Genomic DNA, 20,958 nt, shown 5'->3' on the forward strand with positions numbered 1-20,958 from the left:
CTCAGGATCCGGCGATGACCCGGACACCGGCGATCAGGCGGTCGATGTGCTCGGGAGTCGTGCCGATACCGATGCTCGCGCGCACCGCCGTCCGCGCGGTCGCGCCCGCCTGGTCCAGCAGCCGCCGGGTGAACGGGTGGGCGCAGAACAGGCCGTCGCGCACACCGATGCCGAACTCCTCGGCCAGCCGGGTGGACACGGCGCGCGTCTCGACGCCGTCGACGGTGAACGACACGATGCCCAGCCTGTCCGGCCAGCCGCCGCCCAGGATCCGGACCGCGGGGATCTTCGCCAGGCCGTCGTGCAGCCGGGTCGTCAGCGCGTCCTCTTCGGCTCGGAGTGTGTCCAGGTCCGCCGCCGCGAGCGCATCGCACGCCGTCGCCAGCGCCACGGCGCCGATGACGTTCGGGGAGCCCGCCTCGTGTCGTGCGGCGCCTGCCGCCCAGTCGACGTCGCCGGGTCCGTCGCCGACGTGGGCGGTGGCCCCGCCACCCGCGAGGTACGGCCGCGCGCGGTCCAGCCAGTCGGCCCGGCCCGCGAGTACGCCGACGCCGAACGGGGCGTACAGCTTGTGGCCGGAGAAAGCCACGTAGTCGAGGCCGAGCGCGGCGACGTCGATCCGCCGGTGCGGCGCGAGCTGGGCGGCGTCGACCGCGATGCGGGCACCGAAACGGTGGGCGGTGGCGGCCAGTTCGGCGAGCGGCCAGACCTCGCCGGTCACGTTGGACGCGCCGGTGACGGCCAGCAGGACCGGGCGTCCGGCGGCCCGCGCGGTGAGCGCCGCCTCGACGGCGGAAACCGCTCCCGCCGGGGACGAAGGCGCCGGGAGCCGGACGACGTCGTTCCACGGCAAGAGGTTCGCGTGGTGTTCGCCTTCGAACGTGACGACCAGGGTGTCCGACGGCACGGCGTGGGCCAGGAGGTTCAGCGCGTCGGTGGTGTTGCGGGTGAACACGACCACGTCGTCGGCGCGGCAGCCGAGGAACGCGGCGACGGAAACGCGGGCGAGTTCGTACTTTTCCGTGCACAGCCGCGAAAGCGCGCCCGCGCCCCGGTGCACGCTGGCGTAGAGCGGGAGCAGTTCTCCCACGACGTCGGCCACTTCGCGCAGGCAGGGCGCGCTGGCCGCGTAGTCCAGGTTGGCGTAGGCGATCTTCGTGCCGTCGGCCAGCCCCACTTTGACGTCGGAGCCCAGCACTCCCAGCGTGTTCCCACTCATCACGAAGCTCCTTCGAAGTTCCACGGCGAAAGGGCGATCGCGCAGCCGTTCCGTTCGAACCGCCCGGGATGGCGCGAGACGAGGCCGCCCAGATCGCGCCGGACGGGCACCGCGATCGAGCCCAGCCCGCTTTCCCAGTCCGCCACCGGCCGGGTGCCCAGCGCCTTGGTGATCGCGTCCGGCAGTTCTTCCCTCGGGGGCACGGGAATGTCCAGCTTCGCGCACAGCGCCTCGACGTCTTCGGTCACGATCGCCAGCAGCCCGTCGGCCGCGGCGAAGACGCCATCGACGGCGGCGGGTGACAGCTCACGCAGGAGGGCGTCGGCCGCGGCGAGCAGTGACGTCGTGACCGAGCCGCCCCGGCCGGTGCGCTGACGGGCCACCAGCGCGGCCAGGATCCCCTCCGCCGAAACGAATCCGCCCGCGATGTCCACCATGATCATCAAAGTCGGGCGCGGCGGTTCGCCGGCGGGCGTCAGCGCGTCGGCCACCCCGGAGTAGGCCTGGACCATGTAATCCGTACCGGCGGGCGGCCGTTTCCCCAGCGCGTCGCCCCAGCCGCAGGCGGCCGCGTAGACCAGTCCGGGGTTCACCGCGTGCATGGCGGTCGCGTCCAGGCCGAGTTCGACGTCCTTGCCCGGTGCCCAGTTGTGCAGGAACACGTCGGCGTCGCGGATCAGATCCATGACCTCGTCGCGGCCCGCGGCCGCTTTGAAGTCGATCTCGGCGATCCGCTTGCCGTCGTTGAGCACACGGAACTTCGCCGAGCAGTCCCCCGCCATCGGCGGCATCCCCCGCAACGGATCGCCGCCCGGCGGTTCGATCCGGGTGACGGTCGCGCCGAGCATCGACAGCAGCCGGGTCGCCAGCGGGCCCTGCACCCGGCGGGTCGATTCGACGACGTGGACGCCGGCGAGCGGCAGACCGGCGTCGGCGGCGGATCCCGGCGGCGCCGCCCGCCCGGCGCGGAGTGTCCACGGGGGCAAGCCCGCATCCGGATCCGCGCGTCGCTCGGCGACCGTCCGAACAGGACAGACGTGCATTCCGGTCGCGGCCGCGATCGCGCGGATCTCCTCGAACGAGGTGGACTCGGCCGCCTCGTGCAGCTCACGCGGGAGCACCGCCGACGCGCGCTCGTAACGGAGGAGGAACGGCCGCCAGCCACGGGCGACCGCCCGCTGCGGTGTCCCCAAAGAGGCCCAGAATGCTTGCCAGGCCTCGCCGCTGAAGGACTCGACCTCGAACGCGATCCCGTCGGCGGAGACGAACGGTGGCCGCGCCGTCGACGGCAGGTCCTCGTAGCCTTCGGGGTCCTCGTCCGCGGTGGCCGCGGCGATGTACTGCCCGGCGGCGAGCAACGCGACGCCGTCCGCGTCGAGCTCGATGCGGGACACGGGGTTTCCGCGCAGTTGGGCCAAAGTCGCGGCCAGCATGCCCTGGACGGTGGCGATCCCGGTGAGGATCGAAACGTAGTCGACACCCAGCGGCCGCGGCCGCGCCTCCGACCGTCCGTGCACCGCCATGATCCCGCAGCCCGCCTGCACGAGATTCTCCGAGAACGGCCCGCGCAGGCCGGCCTCGACCGAGATACCCGGCCCGCTCAGGCCGAACGGACCCGGCGGCCCGCCACCGACGTCGGCTTCCAGCATCCGCAGCCGGTCGAGAACCGTCTCGACGACCGGGCCGGATCCGGGGAGCCGGGCTTGGAAACCCTTCAAGGGCGCGGAAAACGACACGGCGAACCTCCATGCTGGAACGGCCTGGCGTCCGCTTGTGGCGGACACCAGGCCGGCGGATCGAGGAGCAAGGGACTAGACCGGAACCGATTCCTCACGCGGCCGCGGCAGCGCGGCCGCGGCCTTGCGGGCGGCACGGCGCTTGATCACCCGCTCACCCCAGTTCATCAACGGACGTTCCAGCACGTAGTACGAGATCGTCGACAGGATGATCGTGCCGACCAGGGTGACCAGCTGCAGTTCCCAGAAGCCGGTACCGGCGCGGATCAGCATCAGCGGCATCGGCTCGCCGTTGAAGTACGCGTTCGGCTTCTGCAGGTAGAAATGCATCACCGCGAACTGCCACAGGTAGACGCCGTAGGAGATCTTGCCGATGAACAGGATCACCCGGTTGGTGAACACGGCGCGGATCAGGCGCGACTCGGGTCCGGGCGCGACCATCGAAAGCAACAAGCTCGCCGAGAGAATGGCCAACAGGCCGTAGAAGATCCCTAGCGCGGTGAGACTGTAGTAGTCGTCCATGCCGATCTCGCTGCCGGGACGGGCACAGTTGATCAGCAGGCAGGTCAGCGCGATGCCCAGGAACAGGACGCGGTGGCGGCCGGCGAAGGTGAGCAGCTTGGGCGCCTCGTTCGGCGAGGCCTTCTGCAACTCCAGCCAGATCGCGATGACCATGCCGATCGCGACCTCCGGCATCAGGCCCATCGGGTACCAGAACAGCGCACGGGTACCGAGGCCGTTCATCTGCGAGTACAGCAGCCAGGCGACACCGGCGGCGAACAGCAGCGGCACGGGGAGCATCATCCGGTACGCCCGCGCCCGCGCGGTCTTGCCGCGGGAGGCGAACTTGAAAGTCGCCCAGGCCAGCAGCGGCAGCAGGAGGTAGAACTGCGCCATGTCCGGCACGGTCCAGGTGATCTCCATGCCGTTGCTCCAGCCGTCCCAGTCGTAGATGTGCAGCAACGCCAACGGCCGGAAGACGTCCCACACACTGTCGATCTGCTGGAGGTTCAGCGCGATGAGGACCACGAAGTACATCACGTAGTACGCGGGGAGCAGGCGCAGCACACGGCGGATGACGGTGCCTTCGCGTTTGCGCGGGGTTCCGTTGATGACCGACTTCGCGAACCCCTGGTAGACGAACATGCCCGTGAGCACGAAGAAGACGCCCGCGAAGATCTGCAGGCCACCGGTGAAGAACCCGCCGACGGCGCTGGTCGACGCGATCGTGCCGCCGAGTTCCTTGGTGCCCAGCACCCCCGCGATCATCGCGACATGTGTGAAGAGCAGGGCCAGCGCGCAGACTCCGCGCAGGCCGTCGACGGCCAGATAGCGTTGTTTGGCCGGCTTTTCCGCGGCTGCGGGCGGCCCGCCTTGCCGCGTTGCGGTAACGCTCATTGTGCGTCCTTTCTCCCAAAGCGATGGGGGTGAACCGCGTTCGAGCATTTCCACGTCACGCGGCGGAACCCGGGCCGGAAACCGGCTGCACTGCAAGGTTCGCATTGTGGGGACGGGCTCGTCTTATTCCATTCTGCGAGAATGCGCGGCGTGAAAAAAGCTCGTGAGTGGCAAGGAGGGTTAGAACCGTCCTTACCACTCACGAGCAGGTGTCAGGCGGCTTCTTCTTCGAGCCGTCGCGCGATGTCGGCCCGCAGCACCTTCTTGTCGATCTTGCCGATCGGGGTGCGCGGCATCGCGTCGACGATCACCAGCCGTTCGGGGAGTTTGAACCGGGCGACCCCCGCCGTCTCCATGACGTCGATGACGTCCTGCAGCGCGACGGAGGTGCCGGGCGTCGGCACGACGTAGAGGCAGCCGCGCTCTCCGAGCACCGGGTCCGGCATCGCGACCGAGGCCGCCATCTCCACCGAATCCAGCTGATAGGCGAAGGATTCGACCTCCTCGGCCGCGATCTTCTCGCCGCCTCGGTTGATCACGTCCTTGGTACGCCCTTCGACGACGACGTAGCCGTCCGGGCGCAGCCGCACGACGTCACCCGTGCGGTACCAGCCGTCCGGGGTGAAGGCGCGCTCGTTGTGTTCGGGCGCGCGGTAGTAGCCGCGGATCGTGTACGGGCCGCGGGTGATCAGCTCGCCCTGCTCGTCCGGCGGGACCGAGTTCCCGTCGGGGTCGACGACGCGCAGCTCGTCGGCGGGGTTGATCGGACGCCCCTGGGTGTCGCAGGTGATGTCGAACGGGTCGTCCAGCCGGGTGAGGTTGGTGAGCCCCTCCGCCATCCCGTACCCCTGCTGCAGGGTGCAACCGAACACCGAGCTGATCTGGCGGACCAGCTGATCCTGCAGCCGCGCGGCGCCCAGCGTCAGCACCTTGAACGAGGACAGGTCGTGGTGCTTGTCGGCTTCGCGGTATTCGAGCCAGCGCACCACGATCGCCGGCACCACCGACGTCACCGTCGCGCGTTCGGCTTCGATCGCGCCCAGCGAGTCCCGAGGGGACGGCGACGGCGAGACGACCACCCGGCCGCCCGCCCACAGCACGCCGAGGATCGCGCTCAGCGGGTAGTTGTGCCCGAACGGCAGTACGGCGAGATACACCGACGACGCGTCGAAGCCGAACGCGTCGGCGGATCCGTCGACATAGCAGGCGTAGTCGTCGTGAGTGCGTGCGATGAGCTTCGGCAGACCCGTGGTGCCACCGGAAAGGATCAGCAGCGCGACCGATCGCGGGTCGGGCGTCAGCGCGTCCAGTTCGGCGCGCGCGGCGGCCGGATCCGAAGCCGGGGCGCACAGCGCACGCAGGTCCACGTGCCCGTCGCGGACGTCACCGGCGACGATGACGTGCTCGATGGTCTCGGCACCGGCGGCGATCCCGGCCGCCAGCTCCTGGTGGTCGAAGTCCTTCACCCGGTCCGGCACGGCGATCGCGCGCGCCTCGGACAGCTCGGCAAGGTAGGACAGTTCGTGCCTGCGGTGCTGGATCAGCGCCATCACCGGGATCACGCCGAGCCGGAAGCACGCCAGCGTCAGCACGACGAACTCCCAGCCGTTGGGCAGCTGGACCAGGAGCCGGTCGTCGGGCCGGAGTCCCAGCGCCCGCAGCCGCTGCGCGGCACCGTCCACACGGGACAGGAGTTCGGCGTAGGTCAGCCGGAAGTCGCCGTCGGTCAGTGCCTCGACGTCCGGGGTCGCGTCGGCGGCGGCCACGAAACGCGACGCGAGCGCCTGGCCCTTCCAGTGGCCTTCGGCGACGTAACGCTCGACGAGGTCGGCGGGCCAGGGCACCGTTCCCGCGCGGCTCGGCTGGACAGGTTTCGAGGGCACGACGGCCTCCCTTTCTCGTGGACTCATCCGAAGAACTCGTTGGCGGAGCTGAGGTTCTGTCCGGAAAGTGACCATGTACGTGAACCCGCCCGGCCGAAGGCCCCGCTATCGCGGTGGCAGGGCGCCTTCACCACCTGCGCGACCTGAAAGACCAGGTCGCGCCCTGCCGACGTCGATCGCGGACGCGGGTTCACCCACGGACACGAAGCGGGCGGGCATGGACTTGGCGCCGTTGACGAAGTTCGACTCGAGCCGGGTCACCGGCCCGGTCAGGCGCAAGCTGGACAGGTGTGGCAGCAGTTCGGTCAGCAGCGTCGACATCTCCAGCCGGGCCAGATGCGCGCCTAGGCAGAAATGCGGGCCGATACCGAAGGACAGGTGCGGATTGGGGTCGCGGCCGAGGTCGAGGCGGTCCGGGTCGGTGAACACGGCCGGGTCGCGGTTGGCCGAGGTGTAGTAGACGACGACCTTGTCGCCCTCGGCGACCGGCTGCCCGGCGATCTCGGTGTCCCGCACGGCGGTGCGGCGGAACTGCATGATCGGCGTGACCCAGCGGATCAGCTCGTCGACCGCGGTGGCCACCGGCACCTCACCGGACACCAGCCGGTCGCGCTCGGCCGGGTTGTTCACCAGTGCCTCCAGCGAACCGGAGATCAGGTGCCGGGTGGTCTCGTTGCCCGCGACCACCAGCAGCAGCCAGAAGCTGCAGAACTCCCGGTCCGACAGGCGTTTGCCGTCGACTTCGGCGTTGACCAGGCGGCTGATCAGGTCGTCGGCCGGGGTTTCGCGCCGGTTCAGGCCGAGCTTCATCGCGTAGGCGAACGCCTCCGCGAACGTCCGGCGGTAGGCCTCGACGTCGCCGCCACCGAACTCCGGGTCGTCGAAGCCGACCAGCGCGTTGCTCCAGCGGTAGAGCAGGTGCCGGTCCTCCGGCGGGAACCCGAGCAGGTCGCAGAGGACCAGGAGCGGCAGCTCGGCGGCGAAGTCGGCGACGGCGTCGAACTCCTGGCCGTCAGTGACCTTCTCCACCAGCCGCCGGGCGTGCCCGGCGATGCTGTCGCTCAGCCCGCGGACGGATTTGGGGGTGAACACCGTCGCGACCAGACGGCGGATCCGGACGTGCTCGGGGCCGTCCATGCTGACCAGCAGCTGTCGGGTCTGCTTGAGATCGCCAGGGGTGCGTGGGTCGGGCAGGAAGGCGCCCTTGGCCGCGGAAGAGAACTCCTCCGGGCGCCGCGACACCGAGTAGACGTCGTCGTACCGGGTCACCGCCCAATACCCGGAGCCGCGCTGAGTGGTGCTGCCGGCACTGGAATGCCTGGTCAGCAACGGTTCCGGGGTCCACGCCACCGGTTCGGTCTCCCGGCGGCGGGCGAACTCCGCGTGCGGCACGCCTTCGGCGAACGTCGCGGGATGCGCGATGTCGGGCCGCTCGATCCCGATCGCCGCGAAACTCTTGCGCAGCACGTCCTTGCGAAGTTTGCCGGTCGCTTCACGGGGCAGCCGCGGGATGACGTGGTACGACCTCGGTGTCTTGAACCCCGCCAAAGACTTGCGGCAGAACGGGTCCAGCACGGCGAACAGGTCTTCGGGCGCGTCGGCGGTGACCTCGACGACGGCTGCGACACGCTCGCCGAACTCGTCGTCGGGGACGCCGATGACCGCGACGTCCTGGACCGCGGGATGGTTGATCAGCACGGCTTCGATCTCGGCCGGATAGACGTTCACCCCGCCGGAGACGATCATGTCCTGCGCGCGCCCGGTGAGATAGAGGAAACCGTCCTCGTCGAGATGGCCGACGTCGCCGAAGGTGAAGGTGCCCGGCTCCAGATGCGCGGACCGCGTCTTCTCCGGGGCGTTGTGATACGAGAAGCTCTGCCCTTTGACCCGGCGAACGAACACCTGCCCGGTGGCGCCTGGCGGTTGGGGAGTGCCGTCCTCGCCGAAGATCACGATCTCGTTCGGGGGTACGGCTTTGCCGACGCTGCCGGGATGCGCGAGCCAGTCGCGAGAGCCGGTGAGCGTGACGGCGCCGCCCTCGGTGGCGCCGTAGTACTCCGTCAGGACGGGGCCCCACCAGTCGATCATCCGGCGTTTGACGTCCGGCGAGCACGGTCCGCCGCCGTGCCACACGCGACCGAGGCTCTCCCCCGAGAACCGCGCGCGGACCTCGTCCGGCAGCCGCAGCAGGCGGATGAACTGGGTCGGCACCAGATGCGCGGCGGTGATCCGCTCCCGGTCGATGATGTCCAAAGTGGACTCGGGATCGAAGGACCGGCGGATCACCAGTGTCGAGCCCAGCAGGAGCCCGAGCAGCGAGAAGAACAACTGGGACGAGTGGTACCAGGGCCCGTCGAGCAGGCACCGTTCGCGCGACGGGACGTCGAGGACGACGTGCGCGTACCGCGTCAGCTTCGCCACCCTGGAGAACGGCGCGCCGACCACGAACAGTCCGTTCACCACGCCTTTCGGCGCCCCGGTGGTCCCCGACGTGTACAACATCGTGGCGCCGCAGGTCTGTCCTTCCGGCTCGGCCGCGGACATCAGGGCCAGCAACGGTTCCACCGCTTCGAACCCGGACTCGGCCGCGGAGCCGGTGACCAGCAGCGTCGTGCATTCCCCGGTGAACCGGGCCACCGCGCGGCCCGACGTTTCGGCGTACGACGGCTCGACGACCAGGGCCTTGCTGCCGGAATCCGAGACGATGTAGGCGATCTCGGGATCGGTGAGGTGCCAGTTGATCGGCACCACGGTGATCCCGGAATGCAGGCACGCCAAGAGGACCTCGAAGGTCTCCCGGCGGTTGCCGAGTACACAGGCCAGCCGGTCTCCCTCGCCGAGCCCGCGGTCCCGCAGCAGGGCGATCCAGCGGTTCACCCGCTCCCCCAGCAGGCGCCAGCCGACCGCGCCCGCCTCGTCGACGATCGCGGTCCCGGCACCGCCCTCGGCGATGTAGTCGTTCAGTAGAGCCGGCATGACCTTCCCCTCAGTCGAGCAAATCCGGTTGGCGCCGCACGAGATCGGCGTACAACGGCCGGAAATTGAGCCGCCCCATCCCCGGCGTCCCGATGGTCGACGCGGTGTGCCGCGCGACCTCGGGCTCGATCTTCACCGGATTCCCGGCCGCCTCCGCGAGCAACTGCACGTGACACGAGCTGTCCATGGTGGTGAACCACCAGGCGGCCTCCTGCACCGTGCCGCCGACCGTGAGCAGCCCGTGATTGCGCAGGATCACCGCCTTGCCGGTGCCGAGCCGGACCGCGATCCGTTTGCCCTCGTCGGAATCCAGCACCACGCCGCCGAATTCGTCGAAGACCTCGTGGTCCTCGTAGAACGCGCACGCGTCCTGGGTGATCGGGTCGAGTTTGCGGCCGAGCGCCGCCCACGCGCGCCCGTAGGTGGAATGCGCGTGCGCGACCGCGACGACGTCGGGCCGCGCGGCGTGGACGTGCGAATGGATGACGAACCCGGCCGGGTTGATCCGCCCGTCGCCCTCGACGATCTCGCCCCGGCTGTCGACCAGCAGCAGATCGCTGACCCGCACGTGTCCGAAGTGGACACCGAACGGATTGATCCAGAACCGGTCCGGGTCGCCGGGGTCGCGGGCGGTCACGTGCCCGCCCGCGCCCTCGTCGAAACCGCGTACCGCGAACAGCCGCATGGTCGCCGCCAGTCGTTGTTTGCGGTAGAGCCGTTCCTCTTCGACGGTCCTCATCCGCAGCCGCCCGGACTGTCCCAGTCGTAGGCGGCGCCCTCGTCGAGCAGTTCGGCGGGCACGCCGTACCACTGATCGGTGAGCAGCTCCGTGACCGTGGCCTCCTGGTCCTCGCTCACGCCGCACGCTCCTCTCGCACCGTCGGCCGCCAGACCCCGAGGAAACCGTCCAGCCGGTCGAATCCCCAGTAGCGGTGGCGGCCCCATTTGAAGTAGGGGATACCGAAGATGTCGTCGAGATAGGCCTGGTAGAGACAGTCGACGCCCTCGGCGCGGATCTCCGGGTCGTCGACCGCGCCGACGGCCAGCTCCGGATCGAGCCCAGCCTGCTCGGCCGCCGCGCGCACGATGTCCGGCTCGCAGATGTTGTCGCCGCGGCCCCAGCGCGCCTCGTTCAGCGCGTCGTAGAACGGCCACTCGACACCCTCGCGGCGTGCCCGCAGCCACGCCAGATGCGGCAGCTCCCACCACGGCTCGATGTCGATCGGCCAGGCCATCTTGCGGCCCTGCGCCTCGGCGATCCGTTTGGTGTCCATCAGCATGTACAGATGCTTCGCACGGCTCATCTGCACGTAGTGGAACTCGCCGCCACGCTCGTCGAGACCGGCGCCGGTCACCGTGTCCGGATCCCAGTACGGGTAGCACTCCAGCTGTTCGAGGGCGCCGGGTACCTCGTCGCGCAGCTTGTTGATCGCGAGCCAGCTGTACGGGCTGCGCAGCGAGAAGTACAGCTTGGCGGGCCGGCTCACGTCCGGTCCCCGATCAGCGCGTGCACGACACCCTCGTCCAGTTCGGCCATGCCGCCCGCGCCCGGCCCGGCCGCGATGGCGTAGCCGTGCAGGATCTGGGCGGTGGCGACCGGGACGAGCTCCTGTCCACGTTGGACATAGCAGTCCATGCGGCCGTCGAACATGACGCCGCGCAGGATGTCGGTGACGGTGAAGACGGTGTGCACCGTCTCCTCCATCCGCGCGTCCTCCAGCAGCCGCACGCGGGCGCGGGAGACGACCGGGATCCAGGCGCGTTCGGACAGCATGCGGCCGACGGAGATGCCGCGGTCGGCCAGGTACCGGTCGACGACCTCCTCCAGCGTCCGGACGAACCCGGAGTGCTGGACGCGGTCGGAGTAGTGGCAGTAGAAGTACGGGGCTCGCCACGACCACAGGAACGCGCCCGGCGACGCGGTCAGCACTGATTCGGCGGTCTCCCCGCCGGGAATCGCAAGCCGCTCCACAGTGGACTCCAGCGCCGGGACCTCCAGGTGTGCCAAGGCCTCCGGGGCGGCGGCCCGGGTGTCGGCGGCCCGCTCGCGGACGAGTGCGACGGTGACCTTGCCGCGCAGCACGGTGACCTTCTCGCCGCCGCGGACCACCGAGAGCTGCACGTTCAGCTTGTCGCCGCGGCCGGGCGTGACCTCGACCTCGACCTCGTCGTCGAGTTCCAGCACCGCGGGCAGTTGCACCGAGCAGTCCACGATCTCCGCGCCGAGACCGTGCTCCAGGAAGAGGTCGCGCGCGCTCGTGCCCTGGTCGCGCAGCCACTGCAGGACACCCTGCTCGACCAGGTACATGAAGTGCTTGAAACCGATCCAGGTGCGGATGTTGGCGCCCTCGAACGCGGGGCGGCCGTGCGTGACGGTCCGGCTTGGCCGCAGGACTGCGGTCATCGGAGTTCACCTACCTTCGGAAGGGTCCGGACGTCTTCGACGAGGCCGGTCACCTCGGCCGCGGCGTACCGGGCGTAGCGGACGTGGAAGAAGTGGTCACCGCGGTCGAGCGTGTGCAGCGTCGCGCCCGGCATACCGTCGGCGAGGGCGCGCGCGGATTCGGCGGGCAGCGTCGGGTCCAGGCCGCCGACCAGCACCTTCGTCGGGATCTCGACGTTGCCGAGCTGGAGGTCGGCGCTCGCGGCGTAGCGGTCGAACACCGCCGCGAAGCCGAGCGGGCCGGCCCGGTTCAGCGCGATCTTGACCATGCCGTCGACGACCTCGGGGTCCAGCGAGGCCGCTCGTTTGCCGAGCCGGGCGCGGACACCCTCGCCGACGTGGGCGGTGAACGTCTCGCGTGAGCGTTCGAACATCCGCCAGGTCACCTCGTAGCGGGGCAGGCGGTAGAAGGGGCAGAACAACGCCACCGACGAACCGACGCGCGGGTCGAGCGCGCACATCAGCTCCAGCGCGGCGTTGGCGCCGAACGAATGCGCCACGAGGACGTCCGGGGTGGCGCCGACCATGTCCAGTCCGTCGCCGAGCCATTTGCCGAAGGAGCGGTTGCGCCAGCGGAAGTCGTTGCCCGCCTTCCACGGCAGCTCCAGCGAAACGATCCGGTAGCCCTGATCGAGATGCGCGGCCAGTGGCGTCCAGCTCTTCCAGTGGCCTTCCATCCCGTGCGCGAACAGCACCAGCGGCGCACCGGGCCTGCCGGGCGCGATCGTGTGCGCCTTCACCGCCGAACCGTTCACCGGAACCCCATCTCATCGCTCTGCTCGGTGACGGTGACCGACGGCCCGCCGTCCGGACGCCGCGGGCCGATGCCCACGCGGCCTTCGCCTTCCGTGACGGCGAGGTGGGCGGCGAGCGCGAGCTCCACGACCCCGTGCGCGCCGTAGAAGTCGCCCCACCGTTCCTTGACGTCGAAGCCACCGGGGCCGACCGTGCGCCGCACGGCCTCGCTTGGGGCGACGTCGACCACGACGTGCCCGGAGTTTTCGCGCCAGGGCTCGAGGATCGCGCACGCGCTCCCCGCGCGCAGCGGCCCGTCGTGCAGGATCGAGGCGATCTCGTCGTCGGGCTCGGCCCCGACGAGCACCACCCGCGTGGCCCGGCCGGAGCGCAGCAGCAGGCTCGCCATCCGCAGGCCGGCGTACCCGGCCGTACTGCCGGAACACAGCATCAGGTTCGGCCCGCCGAAGCCGAACCACAGCGCGACCGTGCTGGCCACGACGTTCGGCGAGACGTTGGGCGCGTCGAGCACGCTCACCGCCCGGCCGCCTTCCGCCTCGACCGCGCGCGTGACCTTCGCGACCGTCTCGACGTTGCCGAGGTTGCTGCACGCGACCACCGCGGTGCCGGTTTCGATCGGTCCGGTGGCCCGCTGCCCCGGCTCCCAGCCAAGGGCGCGATGGACCGCGCACAACGCCAAACGGGTCGAGGGTTCCTTGTACAGCAGGCCTTTCCGTCCGAGTACGGTGGCGGCCTTCTCCGGCGGCGCGCCGTCGAACTCCGCGATCCCCGGCAGGTGCAGGCTCCAGCCCGTGAGGAGCAGGCGGGTCTCCCTCTCGCGGCCGGTCATGCCCGCTCCAGCAGTGTGACGGCGTTGACCCCGCCGAAGCCGAACGCGTTGACCTGTACCAGTTCCGGCCTGGTGGCGACCGCTTCGCCGATGACCAGGCGCAGGCCGGTCGCCTCGTCGAGCGGCTCGGAAAGGCCGGTGACCGCGGGTATCTCGCCGGAGGCGAAGATCCGCAGCGCGACGTCCACATTGACCAACGCGGCGCTGCCGGAGGTGTGCCCCGTGGCGCCCTTGACCGCGGTGACGAACGGGTTCCCACCGCCGCCGAGGACGACCTTGCGCAGCGCGTCGCATTCGACCGGGTCGTTGAGCGCCGTGCCGGTCGCGTGTGCCACCACCACGTCCACATCGGACGGTATGCGACCGGCCCGCGTGTAGGCGTCGGACATCGCGCGGGCGATGCCCTCGATGTCCGGCGCCGTGGCGTGGTAGGCGTCGCAGGAGAGGCCGGTCGCGGTGACCTTGCCGAGCGCCTGGCCCGCCCAGGTCTCGGGCACGACGACGAGCACCGCCGCGCCCTCGCCGAGGAGCACGCCGGTGCGGTCGCGGTCGAACGGGCGCACCCGCTCGGTCGGTTCCTCGGCCACCCGGCCGATCATGGCGAGCATCGACCGCGTCATCGCGTCGGCGGCGGCGACCACGACGGCGTCGCATTCGCCCAGTTCCAGCAGATCCTGCGCGAGCGCGAGCACGTGGCCGCCCGCGCTGCACGCGTTGACGACGGTGGTCACGTCCGTGACGCCGGGCAGTGCCGCGGCCACGACGTCGGCGAAGTCCAGCCGATCGGCGGGCACGGTCTCCCCGGTGAGCGCCAGCCGTTCCACCGCGGACAGCTCACGCAGTCCCGTGCCGACGAGGACGGCGACCCGCTGGGTGGCGGTGTCCACACCGGACTGTGCGACGGCTTCCTCCAGGCACTCGCCGAGAAGCCGTCCCGCGCGGAACGGCTCGTCGGCCAGGTCGGCGTGGTAGCCGTAGGCGACATTCAGCTTTTCCGGATCGCCGTACCGGAGCGGTGAGACGCCGCAGGCGCCGCGAAGCAGGCCCTCGAACGTCTCCGCTCCCGAACCGAGGCAGGTGCGCACCGCGCTACCCACGATCAGGACCGCCATCGGCGTACCTCCTCACGATGGCGGCGCCGACAGCGCCGTCCGCGCCCCGCGCGGTGAGCAGGCAAAGCCCGCCGGGCCGGGCATCGCGCTCTTCGGCGAGCAGGACACCGAGCGCCACCGCACCCGAAGCCGCGTCGCATTCGCCGAACAGCCGTTTGACCATGACCCGCTCCGGACGGTGGCCTAGTGCCCGGACGATCGGGCCGTACTCACGCCGGTCATCGTCGTCGGCCTCGCCTGTGTACACAGTGGACACTTCGGACGGATCCGCGCCCGCCTTCGCCAGCACCCGGTGCACACATCCCGCGAGCGCGGTCTCGGCGGCATCCCCACCGCCCGGCCCGTACGCCGTGGCGACCGCGAGGACACCGGCGCGCTGCCGCGTACCCGCCCATTCCGGCGTGTCTTCCTTGGCGAGCACGAACATCCCGGCAGCCTCACCGGCGGCGACGACCTCGGTCGCCCCGGTCAGCTGTGTCGACCACGCGCGGTGCGGCGTGAACTCCTCCACCGCGCCGGCGACCACGACGTCGACATGGCCGCGGTCGATGGCGTTGCCGGCGTAGCGCAGGGCGTTCAGGAAACCGAGCGTGCCGCCCGCGATGGTGGTGTTCACCCCGCGCAGGCCGAACCGGATGGCGACCTGCCCGGCGGCGCAGTTCATCACCGTGTTCGGGAACAGCATCGGGTTGACCAGGTACGGCTTCTCCTGCACGAGGGTCTCGCGTGTGTAGTCGCTGGTGGACTTGAAGCTGCCCAGCGAAGTCCCGAGCACCACACCGATCCGCGGCCGGACCTCGTCGTCGAGGGTGACCCCGGCCTCGCGCAGCGCCTCCTGGCAGCACACCACGGCGAGCCCGGTGGCCCGGTCGAAGGTGCTGGTTCCCTTGCGTCCCAGATGTTCCCGCGGGCTGAAACTCGGCAGGAAGTGCCCATTCGCCGCCGGTAACGGCTCTTCGTAGAGATCGCCGATCTCCTGGCCCTTATGGACTTGACCGGCCTCGGCCAGTTCGAGCCGCTTCGCCAGCGCGTCCACGCCGACGCCTGCGGAGGTCAGCGCGCTCCAGCCGGTCACCACCACACCGCTCATTCTGGCGCTCCCAACATCACGATGGCGTTGTTGCCACCGAAGGCGAAACCGTCGTTCTGGACCACCCGAACGTTCGCCTGCCGGGCCGCGTTCGGCACCGGGTCGACGCCCAGTTCCGGGTCTTCGGTGGTCCAGTTGACCGTGGGCGGCAGGAATCCGCGGTCGATCGCGATGGTCGAGGCGATCGCCCCGAACCCGCAGGCCGCGCCCATGGTGTGGCCGAGCATCGACTTGATGGAGCTGATCGGCGGCGGCCGCTCGCCGAAGACCTCGAGCACGGCCTTGCTCTCGACCAGGTCGTTCACCTGCGTGCCGGTACCGTGCGCGCAGATGTAGTCCACATCGGACGGTGAGATCCCGGAATTGCGGTGCGCGATGCGCATGCATTCCGCGACCGTCGGCGCGTCCGGCGTGACCGGGTGGATGGCGTCGCAGTTGACGCCGTACCCGAGCAGTTCCGCGTAGATCGTGGCGCCCCGTTTCGTGGCGTGCTCCAAGGTCTCCAGTGCGAGCACGGCACCGCCCTCGCCAGTCAGGATGCCGGCGCGGTCCTTGTCGAACGGGGTGCAGGCGTCCTTCGCCAGCGCGCCGAGCCGGTAGAAACCGGCGTGCGCCCAGCGGCACACCGAATCGGCGCCGCCGGCGAAGACGACGTCGGCCTCGCCACCGGCCAGCAGGTCGTAGGCGTAGCCGATCGCGTAGTTGCTCGCCGAGCAGGCGGTCGCGATGGTCAGCGACTCCCCGGAGAGCTCCAGTTCCTCGCTGACCGCGTTCGCCAGCCGGTTGGCGGGCAGCTGGGTCAGCAGGGCGGGGTCCTGCGCGGCGAATCCGCCGTCGATGATCTGTTCGGTGAGCGCCTCCGCGACCGCGGACTCACCGCTGGTGGTGCCCATGATCGCGTGGGCACGCCCCGGCGACACCGACGTCAGGTCGAGCCGGGCGTCGGCCACCGCCAGCCGCGCGGCGCTCGCCGCGAACTGGCTGGACCGGCCCCAGCTCGCCGGGTCGACCCGGCGGAGCTGGGCACCCGGATCGAAGGTCTGGACCTCACCCGCGTTCCGGTGCGGGAACCCGGCCGGGTCGAAGCTGGTGATGGGCGAGATCCCGGATCGGCCGGTGCGGAGCGCCTCGGCGAACGCGGCGATCCCGATCCCGATGCTCGACACCGGGCCGACCCCGGTAACGACAACGCGGGCCACGGTTCATCCCTTCTTGACGGAGTGCCGGATCAGGGCGTCGTTGACCGCCTTGAGCGTGCGCAGCTCGGGCAGTTCGGCCTGCGGGATCTCGATCTTGTACTGCTTGTCGATCCGGGCGAGGATCTCGATGGCGCGCAGGGAGTCGGCCTCGTAGTCGTCGATGAAGTCCCCGTTGTCCTCGAGTTCCTCGGGCTCGAGCTCGAGCACCTCGGCGACCAGCTCGCGGAGCTCCTCGAGCTGGGTGTCGGTCTGCGTCATGACGATCCTCCGGTTTCGTTGTCCCGTGCGGTTCTCACGCCGCGGGCCGCACAGGGCGCCGCGTCGCGGTCAGGGTGGTGACGGTGGCGATCAGGCGATCCCCGGCCCAGGTCCGGCCGGTGGCGAAGGCCGTGTCGGCCAGCACCGACTCCAGGCGGACCTCGTGGCGGAGCACGTCACCAGGGCGGGCGGCACCCGTGAACCGATAGTCACGGGCACCGATGAACATCAACGTCGTGTCGTCGTCTTCGACCGGCGCGCGGCCGTCGAGCCAGAGCAGCGCGGCGCTCTGCCCGAACGACTCGATCATCAGCGACTTCGGGTAGTCGTACCGGCTCGGCGGCGCGCCGTCGGGAATCCCCGCGTAGCACGGCTCGGTGCCGGTGACCGCCTTGATCGTCACGATCGACTCGCCGGGGACCAGCTCCAGCACTCGGTCGACCAGCAGCAGCGGATACCGCTGCGGGAGCAGGACCCGGATGTCGTGGTGCTCGGTCATTCCGCCTCCTCTTCGAAGGTGGCCCGGATCTTCGCCGTCGTCGTCTCGCCGAGGGCGGCCTTCCCGGTGACGTCCCAGCCGTCCTCGGTGCGCTTCGCGGTGGCCGTGAGGACCATGCGGTCGCCGTCGAGCACCGGGGCGAGGAAGCGGACGGACCGGACGGTGCGCAGGCGGGCGTTCGCGGCCTCGCGCATCGCCTGTTCCAGCGTTTCGATGACGAAGATGCCGGGGTACACGGCCTGGCCGGGGAAATGCCCGCGCAGGTTGGGTTCCTTGCCGTCCACGGTGATCTGGGCGAGAAGTTCGAGGTCGTCCCCGCACGCACGGACGTCCAGCAGGTCGACCGCCCGCAACGGCGCGGCGTAGTCGGGAAGCCCGGTCACAGCGTGATCCCCCCGTCGACCTGCAGCACCTGTCCGGTGATGTAGGAGGCGCGGTCGGAGACCAGGAACGCGACCAGTTCGGCGACGTCCTCCCCGGTGCCGAACCGCTTGACCGGGATCTGGGTCAGCGCCTTGGCGCGCTGCTTGTCGCCGAGGGCGCCGGTCATGTCGGTCTCGATGAAACCGGGCGCGACGACGTTGACCCGCACGCCGTGCCCGGCGACCTCCTTGGCCAGCGACTTGCTGAAGCCGATGATCCCGGCCTTGCTGGCGGAGTAGGCGGTCTGGCCCGCGTGGCCGTAGACGCCGGCGACCGAGGACATGTTGACCACGACGCCGCCGCGGTTCTTCATGAACCGGAAGGCCATGGCGCGACAGAAGTTCCAGGTGCCGGTGAGATTCGTGTCGAGCACCGCGTGCCAGTCCTCGGCGTTGGCGAGCACCAGCGGGCTGTCCTTGGTGATACCGGCGTTGTTGACCAGCAGATCGATCGTGCCGAGCTTCTCTTCGGCGTCCTTCACGAATCGCTCGACGGCTTCGGAATCGGTGACATCGCATTCCGCGAAATAGGAGGGAACGCCGATCGCGGCGATGTCCTCTTCGGTTTCCGCCGACGCCGCGCTCGCTTTCGAAAAACAGCCGGCGACGGCGTAGCCCTCCTGGGCCAGCCGCAGCGCCACGGCCCGGCCGATCCCTCGTGAAGCCCCGGTGATCAGGGCCCGGTGGTGCTCCGCCACGACGCCTCCTCGTTTTCCAGCACACTTTGTTTTCATTTTATGAAGCGCGGCGCAAACTGTTCTTCTCATCGTTTGCCGCGAGCTCCGAAAGCACTTCTTCGGTATCCGCGCCCGGTCGCGGCGCACCACGACGGACCTTCGTCGGAGTACGGGAGAACTTCACCGCGGGCCCGACGATCGGTGCGACGGATCCGTTGCTCAGCACCGTTTCCTGCAGCATCGCCCGCGCCTTGACGTGTTCGTCGGCGACGGCTTCGGTGAGCGTGCGCACCGGTGCGGCGACGAGACCGCGACCGTTCAGCACTTCGAGCGCCTCGGCCAGCGGACGTCCCGCGCACCAGCCCGCGACGATCGCGTTGACCGCGTCCCGGTTGGCCAGCCGTTCGGGCGCCGTGCCGAATCCCTCGGCGCGGCCGAGCTCCGGCCTGCCGATGATCTCGGCGAGCGCGCGCCAATGCCGGTTGATGGCGACGGCGAGGTACAGATGGCCGTCGGCGCACGCGTAGACGTTGGCCGGGACGACGAAATCCGTCTCGTTGCCGACCCGCTGCGGCGGAGCGCCCGTCGCCGCCAGCGTCGGCAATCCGCTGCTGCTGGCGAGCAGACAGTCCACCATGGACACGTCGACGTGCTGTCCCTCGCCGGTCCGGTTCCGGTGTGTCAGCGCGGCGAGGCCGCCGATCGCCGCGTGCAGGCCCGCCAGTTCGTCGGCGAGGAACGTCGGCGCACGCACCGGTGGGCCTTCGGGAATACCGTTGAGCGACATCCAGCCCGCCGCGGCCTGGATCGCGGGATCGTAGGCGGGCAGATGCGATTTCGGGCCGTACTGCCCGAAACCGGACACCGACACGAACACGATGTCCTCGCGCGCCGCGCGGCAGGCCTCGTAGCCGGCACCCCAGCCGTCCAGCGTGCCGGGCTTGTAGTTCTCGACCACGATGTCCGCGTGCGCCACCAGTTCCAGGAACCGGGCGCGGTCGGCGTCGTCACGCAGATCCAGCCCCGCGCTGCGTTTGTTGCGGTGCACGGTTTCCCGGAACCACGACAGGCCGGTGCCGGGGATGTTCGGCGGCACCTCGCCGTCGTGGCCGTCGGCGAGCTCGACGCGGACGACGTCCGCACCCATGTCCGCCATGACACAGGTGGCGAGCGGGCCGGACCAGACCTTGGTCACGTCCAGGACGCGCACGCCTTCCAGCGGGCCGACCGAACCGGCGCGCGCCCGGCGGAAGAAGTCTTCTTCGCGCATGGTCAAAGCCTTTCCAGCAGTGAGGCGGTGCCGAGCGAACCGCCGCAGCACATGGTGATCAGCGCGGTCGAGGTGTCGGTGCGTTCGAGTTCGTGCAGCGCCGTCACCAGCAGCCGGGTCCCGGTCGCGCCGAGGGGGTGGCCGAGCGCGATGGCGCCGCCGTTGACGTTGACGCGATCGATATCCGCTCCGTGTGCCTTGGCCCAGTTCAGCACCACCCCGGCGAACGCCTCGTTCACCTCGCAGATGTCCACATCGGACAGTCGGCGACCGGTCTTGCGCAGCACCCGTTCGGTGGCGACCACGGGCCCGTCGAGCAGGTAGTACGGATCCGCGCCGGTGACGACCTGGCCGACCAGCCGCGCCCGCGGGGTCAAGCCCAGCGCGCGGGCCTTCCCGTACGACATCCAGAGGATGGCGGCCGCCCCGTCGGAGATCTGCGAAGTCGATCCGGCGGTGTGCACGGCCCCCTCGACGTTGGGGCGCAACGCGGCGAGCCCTTCGAGCGTGGTGTCGCGGACGCCTTCGTCGCGAGTGACCGAACCGACCGGGGAGACCTCGCGATCGAACCGGCCGTCCGCCCACGCTCGCGCCGCCCGCTGCTGGGAAAGGAGGCCGTAGTCGTCGGCGTCCGCGCGGCCGATGCCCTCCCGCGCGGCGATCCGCTCGGCGCCGCCGAACTGTGCCTTCGGCGGGTCTTCCCACGGGTAGTCGGAAGTCTTGTAGTGCCCTGGCCCCTGGTAGAGGTTCGTCCCGATCGGCACCCGGCTCATCGACTCGACACCGCAGGCGATCCCGGTGTCGATGGCGTCCGCGGCGATCAGCGCGGAGATCAGGTGGTTGGCCTGCTGGGCCGAGCCACAGGAAACGTCCACTGTGGAGCAGCCGACGGCCGGGTCGTGGCCGGAGTTGAGCCAGGCGTTGCGGGTGACGTTGAGGCTCTGCTCTCCGGACTGGGTCACGCAGCCGCCGATGATCTGCTCGACGTCGCCGGGTTCGATGCCGGCGCGGGCGATGACCTCCAGCTGGACGTGCCGCATCAGCTCGACGGCCTTGAGCCCGGCGAGCACCCCGCCGCGTTTGCCGAGCGGGGTGCGGACGGCGGAGACGATGACCGGGGTCCGGTCGTTCAGCGCGGCCACGCGGGTACCTGCCTCTCCACCGGACGCGGTGCCCGGCTCCACCATCGTG

20 protein-coding genes are annotated in these 20,958 nt (G+C 70.2%); all 20 read right to left on the reverse strand.

What is annotated here, in order from left to right; genetic code table 11:
* Position 1 precedes the first annotated feature (1 nt).
* The gene (locus AB8M46_RS03945) at positions 2-1,219 is read right to left on the reverse strand and encodes an aminotransferase class V-fold PLP-dependent enzyme (protein WP_394359560.1); all 1,218 of its coding nucleotides are present in this window, start codon (positions 1,217-1,219) and stop codon (positions 2-4) included.
* A complete protein-coding gene (locus AB8M46_RS03950) occupies positions 1,219-2,955 on the reverse strand; it encodes a CoA transferase (RefSeq protein WP_394359561.1) in 1,737 nt (578 codons plus the stop codon). The genes AB8M46_RS03945 and AB8M46_RS03950 overlap by 1 nt, the downstream gene beginning before the upstream one ends.
* 75 nt (positions 2,956-3,030) lie before the next feature.
* Complete coding sequence (locus tag AB8M46_RS03955; RefSeq protein WP_037341361.1) at positions 3,031-4,353, reverse strand: acyltransferase; 1,323 nt, start codon at positions 4,351-4,353, stop codon at positions 3,031-3,033.
* 212 nt (positions 4,354-4,565) lie between these two features.
* Entirely contained in the window at positions 4,566-6,236 is a 1,671-nt protein-coding gene (locus AB8M46_RS03960; RefSeq protein ID WP_394359562.1) for a (2,3-dihydroxybenzoyl)adenylate synthase, read from the reverse strand.
* A gap of 105 nt (positions 6,237-6,341) precedes the next feature.
* On the reverse strand, positions 6,342-9,212 hold the full coding sequence (locus tag AB8M46_RS03965) for a cytochrome P450 (protein WP_394359563.1): 2,871 nt from the start codon (positions 9,210-9,212) through the stop codon (positions 6,342-6,344).
* A gap of 10 nt (positions 9,213-9,222) precedes the next feature.
* Positions 9,223-9,951 (reverse strand): class II aldolase/adducin family protein, encoded by a 729-nt coding sequence (locus AB8M46_RS03970; RefSeq protein WP_037341357.1) that lies wholly within the window; start codon positions 9,949-9,951, stop codon positions 9,223-9,225.
* Positions 9,948-10,070 (reverse strand): hypothetical protein, encoded by a 123-nt coding sequence (locus tag AB8M46_RS03975; RefSeq protein ID WP_394359564.1) that lies wholly within the window; start codon positions 10,068-10,070, stop codon positions 9,948-9,950. The genes AB8M46_RS03970 and AB8M46_RS03975 overlap by 4 nt, the downstream gene beginning before the upstream one ends.
* Positions 10,067-10,699, reverse strand: coding sequence for a 2-hydroxychromene-2-carboxylate isomerase (locus AB8M46_RS03980; protein WP_072030195.1), 633 nt, complete (start codon positions 10,697-10,699; stop codon positions 10,067-10,069). Before AB8M46_RS03980 ends, AB8M46_RS03975 begins: the two co-directional genes overlap by 4 nt.
* Positions 10,696-11,616: a thioesterase gene (locus tag AB8M46_RS03985; protein WP_394359565.1), complete on the reverse strand. Its 921-nt coding sequence runs from the start codon at positions 11,614-11,616 to the stop codon at positions 10,696-10,698. The genes AB8M46_RS03980 and AB8M46_RS03985 overlap by 4 nt, the downstream gene beginning before the upstream one ends.
* Positions 11,613-12,410 carry an alpha/beta fold hydrolase gene (locus tag AB8M46_RS03990; protein WP_037341351.1) on the reverse strand — a complete coding sequence of 266 codons (798 nt, stop codon included), beginning with the start codon at positions 12,408-12,410 and terminating at the stop codon, positions 11,613-11,615. The genes AB8M46_RS03985 and AB8M46_RS03990 overlap by 4 nt, the downstream gene beginning before the upstream one ends.
* Entirely contained in the window at positions 12,407-13,240 is an 834-nt protein-coding gene (locus AB8M46_RS03995) for a beta-ketoacyl synthase N-terminal-like domain-containing protein (protein ID WP_394359566.1), read from the reverse strand. The genes AB8M46_RS03990 and AB8M46_RS03995 overlap by 4 nt, the downstream gene beginning before the upstream one ends.
* On the reverse strand, positions 13,237-14,352 hold the full coding sequence (locus AB8M46_RS04000; protein ID WP_394359567.1) for a beta-ketoacyl synthase N-terminal-like domain-containing protein: 1,116 nt from the start codon (positions 14,350-14,352) through the stop codon (positions 13,237-13,239). Before AB8M46_RS04000 ends, AB8M46_RS03995 begins: the two co-directional genes overlap by 4 nt.
* Positions 14,330-15,442: a beta-ketoacyl synthase N-terminal-like domain-containing protein gene (locus tag AB8M46_RS04005; RefSeq protein ID WP_378425204.1), complete on the reverse strand. Its 1,113-nt coding sequence runs from the start codon at positions 15,440-15,442 to the stop codon at positions 14,330-14,332. The genes AB8M46_RS04000 and AB8M46_RS04005 overlap by 23 nt, the downstream gene beginning before the upstream one ends.
* Positions 15,439-16,641: a beta-ketoacyl synthase gene (locus AB8M46_RS04010; RefSeq protein ID WP_037341345.1), complete on the reverse strand. Its 1,203-nt coding sequence runs from the start codon at positions 16,639-16,641 to the stop codon at positions 15,439-15,441. Before AB8M46_RS04010 ends, AB8M46_RS04005 begins: the two co-directional genes overlap by 4 nt.
* A gap of 3 nt (positions 16,642-16,644) precedes the next feature.
* Positions 16,645-16,899 carry an acyl carrier protein gene (locus AB8M46_RS04015; protein WP_005155526.1) on the reverse strand — a complete coding sequence of 85 codons (255 nt, stop codon included), beginning with the start codon at positions 16,897-16,899 and terminating at the stop codon, positions 16,645-16,647.
* Between the two features lie 34 nt (positions 16,900-16,933).
* A complete protein-coding gene (locus tag AB8M46_RS04020) occupies positions 16,934-17,398 on the reverse strand; it encodes a 3-hydroxyacyl-ACP dehydratase FabZ family protein (RefSeq protein ID WP_394359568.1) in 465 nt (154 codons plus the stop codon).
* Entirely contained in the window at positions 17,395-17,781 is a 387-nt protein-coding gene (locus tag AB8M46_RS04025; RefSeq protein ID WP_394359569.1) for a 3-hydroxyacyl-ACP dehydratase, read from the reverse strand. Before AB8M46_RS04025 ends, AB8M46_RS04020 begins: the two co-directional genes overlap by 4 nt.
* Entirely contained in the window at positions 17,778-18,518 is a 741-nt protein-coding gene (gene fabG / locus AB8M46_RS04030) for a 3-oxoacyl-[acyl-carrier-protein] reductase (RefSeq protein WP_016336899.1), read from the reverse strand. The genes AB8M46_RS04025 and fabG overlap by 4 nt, the downstream gene beginning before the upstream one ends.
* A 37-nt stretch (positions 18,519-18,555) precedes the next feature.
* Positions 18,556-19,767: a CaiB/BaiF CoA-transferase family protein gene (locus tag AB8M46_RS04035; protein WP_037341339.1), complete on the reverse strand. Its 1,212-nt coding sequence runs from the start codon at positions 19,765-19,767 to the stop codon at positions 18,556-18,558.
* 2 nt (positions 19,768-19,769) lie between these two features.
* Positions 19,770-20,909: a steroid 3-ketoacyl-CoA thiolase gene (locus AB8M46_RS04040; protein ID WP_394360839.1), complete on the reverse strand. Its 1,140-nt coding sequence runs from the start codon at positions 20,907-20,909 to the stop codon at positions 19,770-19,772.
* Positions 20,910-20,958: the final 49 nt, after the last annotated feature.

The sequence above is a fragment of the Amycolatopsis sp. SB7-3 genome (assembly GCF_041021335.1).
GTDB lineage: Bacteria > Actinomycetota > Actinomycetes > Mycobacteriales > Pseudonocardiaceae > Amycolatopsis > Amycolatopsis japonica.